The 19,773-nt window shown below is 51.1% G+C and carries 14 protein-coding genes; 5 read left to right on the top strand and 9 right to left on the bottom strand.

The window, feature by feature from the left end; all coding sequences use genetic code 11:
- Positions 1-94 precede the first annotated feature (94 nt).
- The 4 genes from Enr17x_RS21755 to Enr17x_RS29720 form a co-directional block, all read right to left on the bottom strand.
- Positions 95-688, bottom strand: a complete 594-nt coding sequence (locus Enr17x_RS21755; protein ID WP_145311798.1) for a hypothetical protein — start codon at positions 686-688, stop codon at positions 95-97.
- Between the two features lie 175 nt (positions 689-863).
- Positions 864-2,351 (bottom strand): AAA family ATPase, encoded by a 1,488-nt coding sequence (locus Enr17x_RS21750; protein ID WP_145311797.1) that lies wholly within the window; start codon positions 2,349-2,351, stop codon positions 864-866.
- Between the two features lie 77 nt (positions 2,352-2,428).
- Positions 2,429-4,144 carry a DNA polymerase/3'-5' exonuclease PolX gene (gene polX / locus Enr17x_RS21745; protein ID WP_145311796.1) on the bottom strand — a complete coding sequence of 572 codons (1,716 nt, stop codon included), beginning with the start codon at positions 4,142-4,144 and terminating at the stop codon, positions 2,429-2,431.
- Between the two features lie 138 nt (positions 4,145-4,282).
- Positions 4,283-5,467, bottom strand: a complete 1,185-nt coding sequence (locus Enr17x_RS29720) for a hypothetical protein (protein ID WP_198000728.1) — start codon at positions 5,465-5,467, stop codon at positions 4,283-4,285.
- 777 nt (positions 5,468-6,244) lie between these two features.
- Between Enr17x_RS29720 and Enr17x_RS21735 the strand changes: the two genes are divergently transcribed.
- Positions 6,245-7,201: a tetratricopeptide repeat protein gene (locus Enr17x_RS21735; RefSeq protein WP_198000727.1), complete on the top strand. Its 957-nt coding sequence runs from the start codon at positions 6,245-6,247 to the stop codon at positions 7,199-7,201.
- Positions 7,202-7,593: 392 nt separating this feature from the next.
- On the top strand, positions 7,594-8,604 hold the full coding sequence (folE2, locus tag Enr17x_RS21730) for a GTP cyclohydrolase FolE2 (RefSeq protein WP_145311793.1): 1,011 nt from the start codon (positions 7,594-7,596) through the stop codon (positions 8,602-8,604).
- 42 nt (positions 8,605-8,646) lie between these two features.
- Here the strand turns inward: folE2 and Enr17x_RS21725 are convergent, their stop codons facing one another.
- Together Enr17x_RS21725 and Enr17x_RS21720 are read right to left on the bottom strand one after the other, a co-directional pair.
- Positions 8,647-11,022: a hypothetical protein gene (locus Enr17x_RS21725; protein WP_145311792.1), complete on the bottom strand. Its 2,376-nt coding sequence runs from the start codon at positions 11,020-11,022 to the stop codon at positions 8,647-8,649.
- 145 nt (positions 11,023-11,167) lie between these two features.
- On the bottom strand, positions 11,168-11,971 hold the full coding sequence (locus tag Enr17x_RS21720; RefSeq protein WP_145311791.1) for a hypothetical protein: 804 nt from the start codon (positions 11,969-11,971) through the stop codon (positions 11,168-11,170).
- Between the two features lie 611 nt (positions 11,972-12,582).
- Between Enr17x_RS21720 and Enr17x_RS21715 the strand changes: the two genes are divergently transcribed.
- The 3 genes from Enr17x_RS21715 to ltrA all read left to right on the top strand — a co-directional run bounded on the left by Enr17x_RS21715 (position 12,583) and on the right by ltrA (position 15,617).
- Positions 12,583-13,428, top strand: coding sequence for a 3-keto-disaccharide hydrolase (locus Enr17x_RS21715; RefSeq protein ID WP_145311790.1), 846 nt, complete (start codon positions 12,583-12,585; stop codon positions 13,426-13,428).
- Between the two features lie 512 nt (positions 13,429-13,940).
- On the top strand, positions 13,941-14,114 hold the full coding sequence (locus Enr17x_RS29715) for a hypothetical protein (RefSeq protein ID WP_198000726.1): 174 nt from the start codon (positions 13,941-13,943) through the stop codon (positions 14,112-14,114).
- 171 nt (positions 14,115-14,285) lie between these two features.
- Positions 14,286-15,617: a group II intron reverse transcriptase/maturase gene (gene ltrA / locus Enr17x_RS21710; protein ID WP_198000725.1), complete on the top strand. Its 1,332-nt coding sequence runs from the start codon at positions 14,286-14,288 to the stop codon at positions 15,615-15,617.
- Positions 15,618-16,441: 824 nt separating this feature from the next.
- Here ltrA and Enr17x_RS21705 read toward each other — a convergent pair.
- The 3 genes from Enr17x_RS21705 to Enr17x_RS21695 form a co-directional block, all read right to left on the bottom strand.
- Positions 16,442-17,734, bottom strand: coding sequence for an NAD(P)/FAD-dependent oxidoreductase (locus Enr17x_RS21705; protein WP_145311789.1), 1,293 nt, complete (start codon positions 17,732-17,734; stop codon positions 16,442-16,444).
- 54 nt (positions 17,735-17,788) lie between these two features.
- Positions 17,789-18,325 carry a hypothetical protein gene (locus Enr17x_RS21700; RefSeq protein ID WP_145311788.1) on the bottom strand — a complete coding sequence of 179 codons (537 nt, stop codon included), beginning with the start codon at positions 18,323-18,325 and terminating at the stop codon, positions 17,789-17,791.
- Positions 18,326-18,392: 67 nt separating this feature from the next.
- On the bottom strand, positions 18,393-19,703 hold the full coding sequence (locus Enr17x_RS21695) for a coproporphyrinogen-III oxidase family protein (RefSeq protein WP_145311787.1): 1,311 nt from the start codon (positions 19,701-19,703) through the stop codon (positions 18,393-18,395).
- Positions 19,704-19,773: the final 70 nt, after the last annotated feature.

The following is a 19,773-nucleotide window of genomic DNA, read 5'->3' as shown; positions in this document are numbered from 1 at the left end:
TGGCTGATCATGGTGCTGGACAGATTCGGTCTTGAGAGGAAGTTAATTAAGAAAGTCAAATAATTCGTGTGCCAAATAAAAAATCAGCCATTCGTTATTGTTCGAATGGCTTTTCCTCTTTGGCGTTGGCACCGAAAGAAGCGCGGAATTCGTCTACGACAGACGAAACAGTTTTCTTGGGGCCGGTCAATTTGAGGAAGTAGTAGGCTTTGCCTTCAACGGCCAGAATGACGCCCAGCATTTGAGAATCGGGAACGGCTTTGGTTTTTCGCAGGAATGGAGGGCCGATCGATTTGTTATAGGTTCCTGTCAGGTCGGCGAAGACGTATTTGCCGTCTTTGGATTCGCCTTGAGTGACTTTCACTTTACGACCTTCACTGGCAAACTGGCCAATCCAGCGTGTGATGTTGGCAGAGACTCCACCACCGGTCCCGCCGAAGGATGAGATCACGAGTTCGGCTGGTTCTTTGTCGCCTTTGACGGCAGGAATTTCGAACTGTGCGAGTCGGAGGTTATTCGAAGGGGGGGCACTTTTCCAGGAAGCGGGGACTTTAAGAGTGATGTCTTTGATTTTGACTTCGTTTGTTTTCTCGGCCTTGTCGGCTGCTTCAACGGTGCAGGCATAGATGGCCAGAGAGAGAGCCAGGACGGAATAGATAACTCGTCGGTAAGTGGTGGGAGAGATCATAAATATCCTCAGATTGAAATCAGGAGTTTGCGCATACGACAATGTCTAATTGTCCCGCATTTCACAGGGATTTTCAACTGGTTGCTGCGAGAAATGGCATTTGGCCGGAAATTTTGCGAAAGTAAAATATGTTGTACATGCATGTTGCAAAAAAACAACGTGCCGAACATATTTATTAATCGGCGGGGACGCAACGGTTGTTGGCCCAGTGGCGTAAATCGGCGATGCGTTCTTTCATCAGAACGGCCAGCGGTTTGGTTTTCTGAATTTCGGAAGCGATGTGGCGATCTTCCAGTTCCGCGTTTTCCGAAAAGGCGGCGAATAGCCCCGACATCACAGCCTGTTCGAGTTCGGAGCCGGTGAAGGCGTCTGCCGTCGCGGCTAGAGAGCGGATGTCAAACTGGTCGGAGTCTCGTTTGCGGCGCTCGAGATGAATTTTCAAAATCTGTTCGCGGGCGGCAGCGCTGGGGAGATCGACGAAAAAGACTTCGTCGAAGCGTCCTTTACGCATGAGTTCCGGCGGGAGTGCCGAGATGTCGTTGGCGGTGGCAATGATGAAAATCGGATGGCGATGATCCTGCATCCAGGCGAGCAGTGTGCCGAACATGCGTTTGGATAATCCGCCGTCAGAGGATGAGGCGGAAGCCGAGGCGAACGCTTTTTCAATTTCATCGATCCACAAAATCACGGGTGCCATCGATTCGGCCTGTGAGAGTGCCTGCCGCAACTGACTTTCACTTTCGCCGATAAATTTCTGGTAGAGCATACCCGGATCGAGTCGGAGCAGTGGCATATTCCAGTCGGACGCGACCATCTTTGCACATAAACTTTTCCCCGAGCCGGGCACTCCCAGCATCAAAACGCCCCGAGGTGGTTCGAGGCCGAACTCCTGGGCTTTTCTGGAGAAACCACCCCGCCTGAGTTTCAGCCAGTCTTTCAATTTATTCAGGCCGCCGACTTCATCGGGTTTGACGTCGACGGCGATCGATTCAAGACAGCCGGTTGAGCCGAGCAGCGTCCGTTTGGCTTCAATGATCAACGGAAGATCGCTGGCGTCGAGGTCATTATCCTGCAGAATAGCAGAACTGATGACGCGTTCGACTTCGTTACAACTGAGTCCCCGTAGAGTCAGCACCAGTTGCTCCATATCTCGGCGAGTGAGACGAGCGGTGATTTTCGCGTCACTGTCTTTTTTGATTTTGTTGAAGGTCTGTTTGATGACGTCGGCGAGTTCATCGGTAGTGGGCCAGCCCAGTTCGTAGCGGATTGTGAAGCGTTTGATTTCATCAGGCAGTGGGAAGGCGTCGATCAGGATGAACGTTGATTTTTTTGTGCGGCAGGTTTCCATCAAGTCGCGCATCATACGATTGACGACGCTGTCGCGGCAGTACGCGCCGAGGTCTTTGAAGACGAAAATATCTTCGTCAGTATTCTGGTGGATAAAGCTGAGTGCCTGTTCGGGCTTGCCTCCCGGGACTGTGGCCGATTTTAAGCGGCCCCCTTCTACGCGGCATAAACCGCCTGTAGTTGACCATTCATAGAGCGGTTTCTTTAACTTCAGCGCGATTTCCTGAATGACTTTGAGTGCGCGCGGCTCGTCCATGGTCTCAATCGAGATGAAAGGATTTCCCGAGCGAATCAGTAATTCCAGTGTATCAGTCATAGAAGCACATTCCTCTGCAGATGGTCGTGTTCAACAGCTGAAACGAATAATTATCCCCGTTAGATCAAAGAATCCGCTTATTTTTTGAGTAGTTTCTGAAACTGTTTCCAGGTTTTGGTGTTTGCGACATCTTTTTTTGTTAAGCCTGCCCGACGTGCCTGGTAGACGCCGTACTGCATTACGTCCAGGCCTTTGACGCTATGGGCGTCAGTATTAATCACAATCGGGATTCCCAGCTCTTTGGCTTTGGCGGCGTGAATGTCATCGATGTCCAGCCGCATCGGATGGGCATTGATTTCCAGCATGGTGCCATGATCGGCGGCGGCTTGCAGGATCTCTCTGTAATTCAGATCTGCACCGGGACGTTTTCCGATGAGGCGACCTGATAAATGACCGAGTATGGAAACGTTTGGATTTTGAATGGCGTTGAGCAGACGCCGATTGATCTGTTCCTGGGGTTGCTTGAGGCCGTAGTGCAGGACGGCGATGACCCAGTCGGCTTCTCTGAGAACGTCATCAGGCAGATCCATGCTGCCATCTTCCAGGATATCGCACTCGATACCTTTGAGAATTTGAATGTCGGGAACTTTATCCTGAATTTTGTCGATGGCTTTCCAGTGTGCCCGCAGTCGTTTGGCGTCGAGACCATTGGCCATGGTAACGCGTTTGGAGTGATCGGTGATCGCGATGTACTGATAGCCTTTGGCCAGCGCGCCTTCTGCCATTTCCTGAATCGACGCCGTGCCGTCGGTGGCCGTGGTGTGCATGTGCAAATCGCCGCGAATGTGTTTGAGTTCGATCAACTCCGGTAATTCGTTTTTGTCAGCCGCGGCGAATTCCATCCGGTCTTCACGGATTTCAGGAGGAATCCAAGGCAGGCCGAGTGTTTGATAAACTTCTTCTTCGGTCTTGCCGGAGACGAACTTGTCTTTTTTGAACAGGCCGTACTCGTTGAGTTTAAGGCCTTTGTCCTGCGAGCGACGACGGAGCACGATGTTGTGTTCTTTGGAGCCGGTGAAATAGAGCAGGGCAGCGCCATACGATTCTTCAGGCACCACGCGCAGATCAAGTTCCAGTCCGGAATTCAAACGGACGCGCTGTTTGGTTTCACCGCGAGCGAGGACCGCTTTGACGAGTTCATGGTTCTCCAACGCATCCATGACTTCGTTGGGGTGACTGGATGTCACAAGAATATCCAGATCGCCGACGGTCTCTTTGCGTCGGCGACAACTGCCTGCTTCCGAGATTTGCTGCACCGAGTCTAACTGACCGAGATCGTGGATGATTTCATCGGACTGCGCCTTGGCTTCGGCAAGTCGCACCCGATTGCCGGCCTGACTGAGATGTTCGAGACCTTCAAGGATGATCTGCTCGGTTTTTTTGCCGAAGCCTTTTTGCTCGGCGATGACACCGTTTTCGGCGGCCGCTTTGAGATCGGCGAGTGAATGAATCGAGAGTTCTTTGAAGAGAAAGGCAACTTTCTTGGGCCCGATGCCGGGGATGTCGAGCATGCGGACGACGTCAGCCGGGATTTCTTCTTTCAGTTCTTCGAGTTGCGGCAGGTTGGCTGTCTCGACGATCGTTTCAATTTTTTCGGCGAGGTCTTTACCGATGCCCGGCAGTTCCTGTAATTCTTTGGGCGTGTTTTTCGCGATGTCTGCAATCGACTCCGAGAGTCCCGAGATGGTACGAGCCGCATTGCGATAGGCGCGAAGGCGAAACGGGTTGGCTCCCTGAATTTCGAGTAAATCTGCCAGCTCTTCGAACTGGCGGGCAATTTCTGCGTTTTGCATTGTCCGGATCCGGATTTTCAATCTTGATGGTTCAAACGGGTGGTGGTGAGACTCCTTTTACAATAACGCAATCGGCGCATAAAAAAAGTGCAAGGCGAGGACGCACTTGCACTTTATAGGTTCTAGAGACGCCGGCTGTTATTTGCTGGCGACTTTGGCGGTATCCGTGATGGCAAACCAACCTGAGTTCGCGGGGACATCCTGCTTAGCGATGCGCGGTGCAGAGAAGTGTGCGCGAATGGTAAGTCGTTCTGCTCGGGGAGCCGACTTCCAGGTGATTTTCTGATCCAGGTTCAGAGGCCGTACCCGCAGAGGAGGCAAATTGATTCCCTGTTCTGCTTTGGGAGCATCTTTCCCGGGAGTGGTTGTGGGAGCTGCTTTCTTCTGAGGGATCGCTGTTTTGGGAAGCTTTCCATCGGGAGTAGGCTTGAACGCTTTGTTTTCACCGGTTCCGAAGAAGTCATCGTCCGATTTCTTCTCAGTACCAAACTCAGGCTTTTCTGTTCCGAAGTCTGGCAATGCTGGTTTTGCTTCTGGCATCGGAGATTCTGTTTCGTTCCCTTTGATGGGGGTTTCGAACAGATCTTTTGCTTCATTCTTGGGCATCGGTGTGTCCATCGGAGACGGATTGTATCGACGTGCGCCAAAGCCGGAATCTTCGATACTCTCTTCTTTATTCTCAGGGGCCATTGGTTTTTCAGAGTACGTTTTTGGTGGCGTGTTTTCGACGTCGCGCGGTGTCGGAACTTTACCGCCGGCGTTGGGATCTGGTGTTGGAGTGCTGGCTGATGCGGGATTTGCTACAGGATTGTAGTTCACGCCACATTGTCCTGTGCTGCAACCACCGGCTCCACAGGCACCCGTTGAGCAACCGCCGATACCACAGCCACCCATTCCGCAGGGACCACAGTTTCCGGTCGGGCCGTAGGCAACACCTGCAAATTGAGTGGAGCTTCCTCCGCCGAAGCTATTGTAGCTGACGCCGACGACTTGGGGGTTATTGATCAGATACCAGCGATAGGCAGCGCGAGAAGCGCGTCGCGACTGAGCGGGTCTTGCAGCACCATAGTTGGCTGTGTAACCGGGAGTGCCGCAGCAGCTTCCTGAATTCATCATACCATAACCGCCGTAGTTGGCAGTGTAGGGTTGAGGAGCATACGCGGCACGGTACATCGGACCATTTCGGCTTGGTCCAAAAATGGCGTTGTATGTCCAGGGGATAATCCCTGCGTTGGATTCGGCGAGTGACACCATGCCGATCGCCAGAAAACATCCGACGCTCAGACACACTTTTTTCAGATTCATGTTTTTGATCAGACTCATCCTTTTCGACCTTTTTTAAAATCGAGCTACACAATTGCACGACCAGGGGCAGAAAGCCATGCCGAAATAAGACGTAGTCCATCACGCCAGATTCTCTATTCTTCCAAATGTTTCCTGTTCATTTGAAAGCTTCGAGCAACTAATCCATTAGTCACTCTTTTGTACCCTGAGGATCGCACCGATGTCAATGATTGGTCGTGTTGGTTGGGTCGGATAAGCTAAGTTTTTGCGGGGCTATTAATAAGAGTTCTCGATTGTTACTAATTTATCTAAGTTCTAAAGTTGCCTGATCATACCTGATTTTAGGGGATTCCAGTTCCAAGACAGAATTGGGGAGATGTTTCTGATCAACGAATGACGATAAGTTGATGTGAAAGCGTTACTTAATTTCTCCAAGACCGATCCGAATCTGGCCGGAAGTTCTTACTTCGCGTTGGGAAATATTCGGAGCACCGTCTCGCAGGGAAATGGGGGTGAGTTCCTCTACCCTGAAAATCGAAAAAATGCTAAGTTTCGCGGTCTGAAGTCGAGCTCGTTGTTCCTGAATTCCAACTCCCTGCTTCAATTGTCTGTTCCTGTTTTATGTTTCTTTCATGCTGATTACACCATTTCATGAGAGATCGACCTGAAAACTTGTTCCCAGAACGCCGATTCCGATCAAGGGATCTGACGCGAAATTTGTGCGCATTGCGGTCAAGTTCGATGTGGATCAGGCGGTGGCTGGCTGTCGCACTTCTGTTGGGAATGTGCAGCGGGTGCATTAGCTGGAAGCAGAAAATGGCGGTGCGGGATTCTCAATCTCAGGAGCTGATTGAAGAGGTGCGCGTGGCAACGGAAAGCGGTCGCCAGGAGCATGCGGCGGAGTTGCTCAAGCAGGCGGTTGCATCGAATCCGAATAACGCGGCAGTCCGTCATCAACTGTCAGAATTTTTAATCGCCAACGGCTACTCGGAAGAAGCGATTCAGCAGTTGGAAAAAACGACCGTGCTGGCTCCCGATGATCCGGGGCCTTATATTGACTTGTCGTATCTGTTGTATGAGAAGAAACAGTATACCGACGCATTGAAAAATCTGGAACTGGGTCTGAACCTGGATCCGACGAATATTCGTGCCTTATTGCTAAAAGGCGAGTTGGAAGAATTAGCGGGACTGAATTCCTCTGCCGTGGAAACCTATCATCGTGTCTTGCAGGTAGAGCCTTACAATATTGTTTCGCGATTGAAGCTGGCGGCACTACAGATCAAGCAGGGGGAATCGAACCGGGCAACGCCGATCTTACGCCCCATCTGTCACAATACCGCAGCGACCATTGACCAGCGGGCGGAAGCACAATGGTTACTGGGAGTCGCCTATGGTTCCCAGCAGCGATGGACTGATTCGATTGCTTCTCTGGAGCAGGCGATGAAAAATCGGTCTGATATCTCTGCTGATGACTGGTATCGGCTGGCATATGCCTGTCTACAGGCCAACGAAATGGAAAAGGTGTATCCGGCGGTGACTCAGGCGTTAACGCTCAACCCGCTACATACGGAATCCAATCGTCTGTCGAGCTACTTAACTCAGCAGACCAATCAGGTGAATATTCAGCAGGCATCAATGTACACGCCTCTGCAACGTCCTGGAATTATTGGTCAGGAAGTCCCTTCGATTCCTATTGAAACTTTACAAGCTCCCCGTGGCTGGGAACAGCGGGGACGCCTCAGCATTTCTTCTGCGAAAGTCAGACCGCAATAGTATGAGCTTGCGTCCCCCACGTCAGAATGAGGGATTCACTTCTATCGTTGATCAGAAACGCGTTGTTCCGAGTGCCGAGTTGGGATACTGGGCTTGAAATCTCCGTTCGGATTCCGAGAATGTCCGATTCAGGTTGCCCCGAGCGACTAAAACAGACCTATGGGCCCGTTTAGGGCTTCTGATCTGTAATTTCAGGCCTCAATTGGGGTTAATACAATGAAAACAGGATCAGAATCAAATTTTGATACTTGAAAAAAGATTCGAGGCGACTAAATGTTATAGGGGCCTTTTTTTGTTATAGTATCGGTCACAGTTTGAATTCGATCAAAATTAGAAGAATCTTTTGTGAACTTTGAGTTTCACCTGAGGCATAGCGACGAAAGAACGATGAGATGTTTGAATTTGTTTCCGATGCACTGAACCTTAAACAAATGGGGGCCGAGGCACCGACGGATCATTCGCTTTCGTCTACGGAATCCGGGCTTACACCTCTGGCAGGCAGCTTGCCTGATATCGCGAATGAGACTGTCCCCCAAATCGGCGGTACGCTGGATCGCGTCGGGATGTCCGGTGTGGAGCTTGTACTCCGCTTACGCGATGCTTCAGGAGAGATCTTTCGGACTCCGGCTCGCGCTGATGCCGCCGTCAGTCTGGATGATGAGCAGGTCAAGGGAATTCATATGTCCCGCCTGTTTCTCAGTTTGAACAATCGTCTGGCCGATGCAGAACTTTCACTGCCTCTGGTGAATGACATTCTGAAAGAGTTCATTCAGACACACCAGGACATGAGTGCGAACAGTTTTTTAACGCTGTCTTATGAACATTCGCTGAAACGGCCGGCTTTGCTGTCGGATCATGCCGGCTGGCGTGCATATCCAGTTCAGATTCAGAGTGCTTTGAAGCAAGGAACATTCCAGCATCAGCTGTCGGTGCGCCTGACGTATTCCAGTGCCTGTCCCTGTTCAGCTGCTTTATCAAGACAGTTGATTCAACAGGCGTTTGAGAAAGCCTTTGGTGATCGAAGCGAGTTGACTCACGATGAAATTTTCCAATGGCTGGGAACACAGGAAGCCATTCTGGCGGTGCCGCACAGTCAACGGAGCCATGCGGATGTGACGGTGGAATTAGACAGCGAACTGGATGATTTTCCGATCGAGTCTCTGATTGATTATCTGGAACGCGTGATCGCGACCCCCGTGCAGACAGCTGTCAAACGCGAAGATGAACAGGAATTTGCCCGTTTGAACGGCTCGAACCTGATGTTCTGTGAAGACGCAGCCCGCAAGCTGAAGGCGGCTTTGACCCAACTGGAGGGAGTCAAAGATTTCCGCGTCGAGATCAACCATCTGGAAAGCCTGCATCCCCACGATGCAGCCGCCGTGGCGACGCGCAGTTCTCAGTAAATCGGTTTAGAACACTTTTACTGGTGGTTCTTGGGGAGATGGCTATCTCGCGAAGAGCTCTTCGGTATTGGTTTCACCTATCCGGAGCTGGTTCATAAAGGACGTATCTGCTTCAATCTCTGCCTGGACGGCCCTGGTTTTTTTCTGGCTTACATCGCAATCCTCCAGGCGTTGATAGTTCTTCAGGATCTGAGTCTGTGTGGCCTGAAGAAAGTTGGGAGCGACTGCCAGGTAGACGAGCGAAAAGAGTAACGCAGCGATCAGACACGATTGAGTCAGCACGCGACCTGTGTGGCGCAGTGAGATCCGTTTTCTCGTCTGCAAGAGGTTGGGAAATCCCCCTTCGATGAGGCGGGACTGGCGCTTCAGGTACCAGAGTAGCAGTAGCGAGACGGAAATGAATGCTGCAAAGAGTTCCCCTGTCAGCCAGTACCAGGTTAGCCAGACCCGGGTGGCAGTCGAGTTGAACAGGCCAAAAATGTTACTAAACTCCCCATCGATCATCCGGAATTTCAAAAAACTTAACCAGGTGAAAGGGTAAAGCAGACCCCCTTTGAGGCGAACAGAGATCTGATCTACAGTGGCCGGTTTTAAACCATAAGGAACCAGAATCGCAGCGATTACCAGGATGAGGCTACAGATCAAAATGGCCCGCTTCTGAGAATGTAACTTTTCCCTGAAGAATTTTACGGTCTGGTGTAGAGAGAGTGTGGTGAAGAGAAGGGAGAGGGTTATCAGGGCGGTAATGTATGTCTGGGGAATTTTTATCCAGAGCTGAATGAAACCGGTGCTGGAGTAGATGATCAGAACGAGCAGAGCCATCAAGAAACTGATTCCCAGGAGTTGAAGCCAGGGAACCGAAAATCCGGCGTGAATCAGATACAGTAATCCCAGGACAAACAGGATATAACCGGTCCAGTGGATGAACAGCAGTGACTGGTAGTCTATCTTAAAAGGGTTCTTTTGAGTGGTAGCGAGTCCCCACAATATGAGGCTGATACTGGTTCCGAGAAACCAGCAGACGAGGGGACGCCAGAACCCCATGCCGACGAATTCCGAATTTGGATCGCGCGTACCGAACCAGCTCAAAACGCCGGTTAGCATCGCGCAGGTGAGTGAGATGATGATCAGGTTAACTGAGGTCGCCGAGAGTAGTGCTAACCGAAAAAAATGGGGCGTGTCATTGGGGCTGTACTTCTCTCCCTTTTCGATTTGTTTGATCGCTTTGTTATATGTCTTCTGCTTCAGGAGTATCTGCCTGAATTCTGTTAATATCGCTTCATACTCTGTAGGCTCAAATAGACCGGGGAATTTTTGATTCAGAGTGATCAGCTTCACCTTTTCAAGAGAATAAAAATCTTGTCCCAGCTTGGCGAAATTATCATACGCAGGTCCATTGGAAAGTTGCTGCGAAATCTTCAGGTAATCTCTAAAATACACATCCAGAGCATCGTATTGTTTTAAGAGAAATTCAGATTGATATTCTTGATCCAGAATCTGGAACAGTCGGCACAAAATATACTTCTCTCTGAAATTGTTTTTCCTGCTCTCTGCCATTTGTGTCTGTTGGTTCATTGTGAATGTGGTATGACTCAGGAAGGCGAGTGTTGCTGCTTCCCCCGTGTATCCGGTTTTCAGAAAGGGTTTCTTGAGCCCTGCCCTGAGTCGTTGCTGTGCCAGTTTGTGTTTAGGAAGATCCAGGATCTCTGTTTGCCACAGCGAGTTTTTCTGATTCGAAACAGAAGATAAGTAGATAGCTGCCAGGTAGTCGTAGAGCGCATTATCGGGATCATGTTGCGCGCATTCATCGAGAATTGCCTGCCAGTTCTCCGTGCGGGGGATGAACCCGTACAGTTCCTGCCAGTTTCCCACGCCGTGGGGGGGAAAGAACACGGAAGGGTTCCAAGCGTTGTCCTGGAACTGAAACAGGAGCAGTGCCCGGTTGCGCCACAGATGCTTATCACTGGGATCCAGGCGTGTTGCCAGTTCACTCTGTTTCAGGCAGGCTTCACGGGCGCGTCGTTCAAAATCATTCTCCCTTGCTTTGACGGTTTCGTGATCGGACCCTGGTTGCAATGTAAAGCGGTAAGATGAACTGGGCTCATCCAATTTGGCTTTATATTGAAAGAACCTGCAAGGCGAATCCAGCATCCAGGCTGCCCCCATTGCTACCTGGGGGGCCTGTTGTGCTGCTTGCATTTCCCTGGTCTGCTCGACCCAGTAAGCGGCCTGTTCCGCGGGAGTCCGGTAGGGGACTGGCGGTTCCCAGTTGGTGAGTGAGCGGACCTGTGCGATCCATTCATCCCCGAGCAGTCTCCCACTGTCGGCGGAGACTCCCAGCGTCCAGATCAGACGAGAACCGAGAAGCAAAAAGATCAGCAGCAATAGCGCAACTGGCAAGCGGGGACGCAATTTCATGAACTTTCCAATCGAATCAGATTAGAACCGGTCTTGCCACCTTCCTGGTACAAAAGACCGGTGCCCGAATTTCCAAAAGGCTTTCCGCCCGATTTGATGACAGGTTTCGCTTTCTTCATCATCCCCTGAATAATATCCTGATTTATTAGTCAGGGATTCGCAGTCGATCTCGATCTAAATATTCGAAGGCAATCCCGACTTTCACTTTGCCATCATTTCGAACATCAGAAATCATCCCTTTTTTCCACATATTGAAAGGATCAATAAACTCAATCCTCATTCCATTCGTCAGTTCTGTACTGGAAGTAACAGGTGAATAACCATCGTCATTTACACCTTCTTTCGCTTTATTTAATCTTAATTCATTGGTCACTCGCGAGCGTGCGGCACCCGACTCAGACATGATCACTCTGACTGTGGACGCTAGTTGAGGATTCTTAGCAATTCGTTGTATCTCTTCTGCCATGCGAGCTGCGCTTGCTTTCGACTTTTCGCCAAACTCCTTCTTTAATGCCATTCTCTCTGAGAGTGGGAGATTCTCGGCTTCTTGCAACTCGGAGATTTCGAATGAGGTTCTCGCCATGTCTTCATTGAGTTGAATGAGTTTTGGGCCTGCCGCCTGCGCATCTGCTTCTGTTTTAATGGAGGCAAGAATCGAAGCCTGCTCTTCCTGATAAGACAGTAAACGTTTTGTCAATGACTCCGAAGTACTGGAAAGGCCAATGGATTGGCCAAGACTTTTCCAGTCAACAACCATAATTGCGATGACAACAACGACCGTTCCAGCAACGCCTGCTATTAACCCGATGGGGATGTTAGGTTTCGATGATTTTTTCTTTTTAGGATTACCAGAACTTTTCTTCTTCCTCCTGCGAGGAGACTCATACCGTTCCTCAGTTGGTTCTTCTTGTGGTCTACGACGACGACGTTTGCGAGGTGGTGTATTCACGTTTGAGACCTCATTCAGAAAGTCAGTGATATTTTTTCCTAACATTTACTCAGAAATGCCAACATATTGATTCTTATACTAAGTTGTCAATTGTTGTGTATCGTTTTGTAGCATTAGAACATAATTCATTCCGTCAGTCTCAGATTATTTATAAACCAGGAAACGCCAGGTCGTGTTTCTTCGTTCGCATTCGTCTTGGTAAAAGACACCAGGAGGCGCAGTCCAAAACGGACTGGGGAGGAACCGGGGCTAATGCCCTTCGGCTAGTAGCGAACTCTAACTGGCAAAAATACCAAAGCCGAGATCAGCCGCACGGCGTTAGCTGCGGTTCTTGCAGGTCTCGGTTACGGTCACGAAGCACTCAATCTTCCCAGTGGTACAGTATCTGTGAGGGCCAGGGGATACTTTATTACCTGCGACCTGTACCCCTGATTGTGTATTTTAACCTGACTGCTGACTTTTTTGATCTTCCTTCTTGCGAAGCGTCTGCCGATCCAATAACTTAATTTTATTAAAGAAGTTAACTTCGGCTGATCCCGAAGATGGTTTTATTGCAGCACTTCCCCAGCCTTCCGGTCTTGTGGAACGTGCCCTAGTTCAGGAATGCTCAAATGGTTTTGAAACGACTCCTTATGATTACCTGTGTCTGTCTGGCTGCTGTCTGTTCTGTGGGAGCAGAAGCCGGGGACAAAGTTGTTACTCCGAAAGAAGGAGTGACGCATCTGTTTAACGGCAAGAATCTGGATGGCCTGTATGTCTGGAACCGGGGAACGGAATATGAAGATCCCAAAAAAATCTTCACTGTCAAAGATGGCATGCTGCATATTTCGGGCGATGGATATGGTGGACTGATCACCAAGAAAGATTACCGCGATTACCACATGGTGATTGAATTCAAATGGGGCGGCAAGACCTGGGGCAAACGGGAAGACCGTGCCCGTGACTCGGGCGTGCTGATTCACTGTCATGGACCGGACGGCGGTTATGGCAATACCTGGATGGCGTCGATTGAAGCCCAGATCATCGAAGGGGGCGTGGGTGATATTCTGGTCTTAACGGGGAAAGATCCCAAGACCGGCGAGCCGATTCCAACTTCACTGACGACCACGATCACCAAAGACCGCGATGGCGAAAAGGTCTGGAAGAAGGATGGCGAAGAAATCACATTGAGCTCCGGGCGGATTAACTGGTGGGGCCGTGACCCTGACTGGGCCGACAAGGTTGGCTTCCGCGGCAAGGACGACGTCGAAAGCAAATTCGGTGAGTGGACCCGAATGGACGTCATCTGTGAGGGTGGCAAGATTAAGTATCTCGTCAACGGAGTGGTCGTGAATGCCGGTTATGATGCCAAGCCCGATCACGGTAAACTGCTGGTGCAGACCGAAATGGCGGAGATGTGGGTTCGCAAATGGGACCTGTATCCGCTGGGTAAAGCACCCGAATATAAGAAGGACTAATTTCACACAGTGTGAATTCAGCCCTGTTGTGGTGATAACCATGACAGGGCTTTTTTTGTGTCTGGTAGTTTTTTTCTACCACGAATAACACGAAAGAGCACGAAAACTTCTGAGTGGGTGGTCTCGAATGCAATTCGAGATTGCCGCAGGCAACAGGAGGTGGCAGAGGATGCGGACGATTTCATTACAAGGGGATGAGCAAGTTGTTGTAGGGTGCGGACCCATGTGTCCGCCCGCCTGTCGGGTTTCGAAATGGATTCATTCTGGCGAAGGAGCCGGAAAAGTGTTTCGAATGCCATCACACAAAATACGTCGATACCGCGGGTGGCCCCACAGGGCAACCCCTAGTGCGCCTGCAAGCGCATTGAATCAGCGAAGTGAAAGTCCTTGCCGAAGTTTGACCTGAACTTCGTAACAGAAGGTAACTGCGTTCTCGTGAGAGGAGGTGGAGAGCAACCGGATGTGAACGACTAGTCCGTAGGATAACGAACTCGATTCGGCTTTTCGTTGTGGTGAGCCAGCTAGGGAATGGCGAAGCCCAAGTGACGTCGTGCGAAACTCTGCCGAGTGGGTGCGGGACCGCTGCCAGCGGTTCCGCGACGGTCAGCCCCGTGGTTCAAAACCAGGTCGGTCCCGGGGGCAACGAGGGGTGGTTGGAGACGGAATGGTCTGAAGGTTTGATGTGATGAAGCAGGGAGACCTGCCCGATCTTAAGGATGGCGTTCATGTGCCGGATTCCGGATTCTCTGGAGCCGACCGGTACGAAGAGCCAGTTGGGTAGGAGTCAGAGCATCCATATTAGCGAAGAAGCGGGGTAACGCCCGTGGAGCAAAGGGATGCAGGAAGGTAGATGTGGAATGAACCGAAACAGGGAACAAAAACCGACGCGAGTGCCGTTTGCGGCTAAACAAGTCGGAGAAGCTTCGTCCCGCTGGGACTGGGTAGAACCATGTGTCTGGACAGACCGCATGTTGACGGCCCTCGAAACGGGGGTGAAAGGAGGCCAATGGTTCAGTCTGATCGATAAAGTCGATCGTGATCGAAATTTGTATCAGGCGTTTCGTAGAGTAGCCGCCAACGGCGGTGCAGCTGGTGTGGATCACGTCAGCTGCGAACGCTTCGCCGAGCGATTGATCCCGAACCTGAGAAAGCTGTCGCAACAACTGCGGGAAGGAAACTACCAACCGCAGGCAATCCGGCGACAGTGGATTCCCAAGCCGGGGAGCAGGGAACTGCGTCCTCTGGGGATTCCCACAGCTCGGGATCGGGTGGTGCAGACCGCATTACGCCAAGTGCTGGAACCAATCTTCGAACGGGATTTCGCCGAGCAAAGCTATGGTTTCCGTCCCGGGCGCGGCTGTAAGGATGCGCTACAGCGTGTCGATACGCTGCTCGAAAGCGGTTACACATATGTGGTGGATGCAGATTTGAAGAGCTATTTCGACACAATTCCCCACGATAAGTTGATGAATCGGGTCCGGGAGAAAATCAGCGACGGCCAGGTGCTGACGCTGATCGAGATGTTTCTGCGTCAACAGATTCTAGATGACCTTGCCGAATGGACTCCCGATCGTGGGAGCCCCCAGGGAGCGGTGATCAGCCCGTTGCTCAGCAACATCTATCTCGATCCCCTCGACCATTTGATGGCGGGAGCCGGAATTGAGATGGTCCGTTACGCAGACGACTTCGTGATTTTGTGTCGAACTCGGGAAGACGCCGAGCGAGCTTTGGAGATGGTGCGGCAGTGGACGGCGGAAGCCGGCCTGACGCTGCATCCGGACAAGACTCACATCGTCGACATGGCCGAGGGGAGCTTCGATTTTCTGGGTTACACTTTCCAGGGGCGTTATCGCTTCCCTCGAAAGAAAAGTCTCCAGAAATTCAAAGACTCCATTCGGCAGAAGACGAGGCGGACGAACGGGCATAGCCTTCAATGCATCATTGCACAGCTCAACCCGACGCTACGTGGCTGGTTCAATTATTTTCAACACTGCCAGCCTTCCACGTATACCATCCTGGATCAGTGGGTTCGCATGCGTCTGCGAAGTATACTTCGGAAACGTCGTAAAGGCAAAGGTCGCGGACGAGGACACGATCATTTACGCTGGCCCAATGCTTATTTTGCCGAACAGGGACTGTTCTCCTTGAAACAATCCCATGTTCTGGCCAGTCAATCCTCGCAGAGGTAAAACTACCAACCGGAGAGCCGGATGCGGGAGAACCGCACGTCCGGTTCGGAGGGAGGGGGGACCGGAAGCAACCGGTCCTTCCTACCCCTATCATTGGGTTACTCTTGTATGTTGGCGCGCCAACGCTGGCGACCGGTGTGTTGTATTCAGGTCGCGGTGTTCATCTTGGGGGCATCGCGAAACATCGGGTAGAATGCTGCTACGTCTTGTACCAGTTGCTCAAGAGTCGGTCGGTAGCGGGACGGTGTTGTCTCTTCTTTGTATTCATGTGGAGCTGCTGTGGCATACTTGATTTTCTTTCTGTTGTTTTATTGGGTGAGATTTTCTTTCCGGGAATGTGTTCCGATGAAAAGAATTTTTGTGAAGGGCGGGAATGAGTCAAGTCGTGTCTTGCGGAGCCTGGGGCAAAGTTGGTTGGAATTGGTTCAGCTCTGGTGCAGAGTGGTCATACTTTGGTTCAAATATGGTTCCGTTTGTCGCAAAAAATTAAGGAGCAGGCCAGTGATCATTAAGAACCGGGCTCAAAAAATCGCGATAAAACCAGCGGTTTTTGCGACGTGCTGGAATGGTCAGGGGAAGGTCTCTTCAGCAATTTGGAGTGCTCTCTCGCGCACGCGACGTTATCTCCGCATCTTCGTGGAGGGCGCAGCCGGGTCAAGAGGTCTCTCACTTCGGGGAAAAAGTGTCTGAAACGAGGGGAAAAGTCGGTTTTTTAACCGTCGCGAAAATTGCAAGAGGAATGTTTTTCAGTATCGCATTTCTCATGTCATTGGAAATGAGAGGAGAACTAAAACTGCGGCATTGAAAAACGATTATTTTTCCGATTACTTTTTCAGCGCGACCTGGGGATCTTTGGGGTTGGCTAGTTCGGGGATTTCTTCCTGCATGACGGTAAACATTTCTGCGACTTCGGGTTTGAAGACGTCGCCGATCAGGATGTCGACCAGGTTCGTTTTGAACTGCGGGTATTGCCGGAGGAAGGAGCCGAAACTGAAGCCGGGGGTGTAGAAGGCGTAGACCAGTTTGCGGAAGTTTTCGACGCCACTCTTGTAACCGGGATACCATTGGCTGAGTTGCTCGACCGAGAAGTCATTCGCATCAAAGGCATCGTTGATGGCATCGGCAATGAGCTCTCCCGATTTCATGGCCAGGAACACGCCGCTGGAATAGACGGGGTCGATGAAGCCGAGGGCGTCGCCGGCCAGCATCCAGCCTGGACCAACCGGCTGGCTGGTGTGATAGGAGAAATCTTTGGTCGTCATGAATTCGGTGACGGGTTGTGCTTCGGTGAGCCGGCGTTTGATACCGATACAGCGTTCGACTTCCTGGTAGAAAATCTCTTCGCTGTTGCCGCGATCTTTAGAGAACATGTAGGCCATGTCTCCGGTACAGCCGATGCTGACGACGTTGTCGGGGAGCGGGATATACCAGAACCAGGACTGTTTGCCTTCGGTTTGCAGAATGATGGTGGCACCTTCGTCGATGCCTGCATCGCGGTGTGCGTTTTTGAAGTGCGCCCAGACCGTTCCTTTTTTCAAAACCGGATCGGCTTGTTTCAGCTTGAAGCGATTGGCGATGAAGCCGGTCTGCCCGCTGGAGTCGACAACAAGTTTGGCTTTGATATCCAAAGTTTCCTGCGAACTCAGTTTGAGTTTGACGCCTGTGACCTGATCTCTTTCACAGAGCAGGTCGAGGACCTGGGCGCCGGTGTGAATTGTGGCACCGTTCGACCGGGCGTTGTTGACGAGCATCTGATCGAACTCGGCACGAAGCACCTGCCAGGTTTGCGAGCTTTCGTGCTCTTTATATTCATTGAAGTAGAAGGGCATCGTTTCGACGCCTTCGTCGGTGACGAACTGCACGCTGAATTTTTTTGGGAACGCAGTCTGTTTGAGTTGATCGATGAGTCCCAGGCGTTTGAGGGACCAATAGGTTTCGGGGATCAGCGATTCGCCGACGTGAAAGCGGGGGAACCGGGCGCGGTCGACGACGAGTGTTTTTCGTCCCTGCTCAGCGAGGAGTGCTCCCACAGTAGAACCGGCGGGGCCGGCACCGATGACAATGACATCATATTCTGAGTCGAGGGCAGGCTGGTCTGGCGGGTTGGAAACGTTCATGGGAAACCTTCAATCGTACGAGTCAAAGTCAGGTTCGGGGCAGCAGTTATGCATTTATAGCAGTCGAGCAGAAACTTCCAAGAGGTCAATTGCCGGTTGTTGGTTACAAAATATCGTTGCCAGTCGCCCGTAGGTAATTTCGCCGGGCTGGATATCCATGACACTGGCCAGTCCCGGGCCGGCGGTGATTCGTAATACCGCACCTAAATCGACGTGGCGCAAGACATTATGATTGATGAGTACCCGCCCCAGTGGAATTTCACCCGCCAGGATTTCGTCCTTGACGGCTTGAGTCACATAGTCAAAATTGAATTTTACGATCCCGAACTGGACCACTTCATTGGTGCCGGTTTTGGAGAGCAGGATTTTTCTGCTGTAAACATTTTCATCGAGACGCTGGTCCAGCACGGTCACATCAACGGGAGATTGATGGTACTTTTCCATGGTGACCGTCATGTGGTGGTTGTGAGCCAGCAGCGTTTTGTAGGGATCGGGCAGAGAGGCAGAAGAAACGTGTTCGGCCCGCTCGAACAGTCGATGTTCGCTCGGGAATAATTTGACAAGTGCATCGAGTTCGTCTTGTGGGTTCACTTGAAAATGACTTCTTTTATCAGGGGAGAATCGGGGTGAGTTTCAATCGATAACAACGGTTCAATTTTTAAGTGTATCTTACCATGCGGTGTTCCGGTTCGAAATATTCGGTCAGCAGGCTGTCGGCCTGAAGCATACCTTTGCGGGTGAGTTGGACCTGTGAATCATCATAGGTGAGGTAACCTGCATTTCGCTGATTTTCGAGTGCTTCGGAAAATTCATCGATAATATTGACGTCAAATTTTTCCTGAAACGGCTGTGTCAAGACGCGGCCTTCCTTCAGTTGCAGGATAAATTCCCGGATGAGTCGCTGGTGTTCGGAAGGTTCGAGTGCCCGGTTGATCGGAAGATCGCCTTTTTCAACGGTTTCGAGATAGTCTTCCAGGCGGTCCAGGTTTTGATAATGCACGCCTTGCATGTGTCCAAAGGAAGAAACGCCGGTGGCGATGATGTCGTTGCCGCGGAAGAGATTGTCGCGATAAACGAAGCGGTCGGTTTCGGGGTTTTTGACGAGTTCATTTCCACTGGCGAGGTGATAGCCTTTCGCTTGCAGAGTTTCGATGGCTTCATTCATCCAGCGGCGTTTGGTGGTCCAGTCGGCGATGGGCGAGGTGATACCCATTTCTTTCATTTCTTTGGAAATGATCGTGTTATGAGGGAGCTCCATCTGGTAGATGGTGATGTTGTCTGGTGCGAATTCAGCTGCTTTTTCTACTGATTCGGACCAGTTCTCATCCGTTTCACCCATCATGCCGGCGATGAGGTCGATGTTGACCTGCGGGAAGCCGACGGCTTGAATCCAATCGTAGGCTTTGTAAACTTCGGGAGTCAGATGGGCGCGGCCGTTGGCTTCGAGCAGAGTGTCGTTAAAGCTTTCGACGCCGAGCGAAATGCGGGTGATGCCGATCTCTTTGAGCGTTTTTACTTTCTCCTCGTTGAGGGTGCCGGGCTCGCATTCGAAAGTAACTTCTTTTGCCGTTTCCCAGGAAAGCAGGCTGGAGAGCCGATCACGAACGGAGAGCAGCTGTTTGGAGCTGAGATACGAGGGTGTTCCGCCGCCGAAGTAGGTAAAGTCGAGCGTGCGGCCTTTGATGGCTTCGACCTGGCTGAGCATTTCGAATTCTTTTTGCAATGCCTGTACGTAGCGTTCGATGGTTTTGGCGTTCTGTTTTTCATAGACGCGGAAATAACAGAATTTGCAGCGTTTGCGGCAGAAGGGAATATGAATGTAGAGACCCATGGGGATGCTGGCATCGGGGCTCTGGTGCAGGACTTCATGGATTCGGGTAACGTATTCCTGCTTCCACTGTGAGAAAGGAGGATAGTTCGAAATGAAATAACTGCCGATTTCAGTTGTGCCTGTTGCTTCCAGATCCATAGTTCTCTCAACGGGTTCGTGTGTTGTCGTTTGTCAGATAAGCGGCTGCTTCTTTATTTAATCGATATGT

Origin of the sequence: Gimesia fumaroli (assembly GCF_007754425.1) — a bacterium.
GTDB classification, from domain to species: Bacteria; Planctomycetota; Planctomycetia; order Planctomycetales; family Planctomycetaceae; genus Gimesia; species Gimesia fumaroli.
Note: the sequence above shows the minus strand (reverse complement) of the source record. Positions and strands in the feature narration are given on the sequence as shown.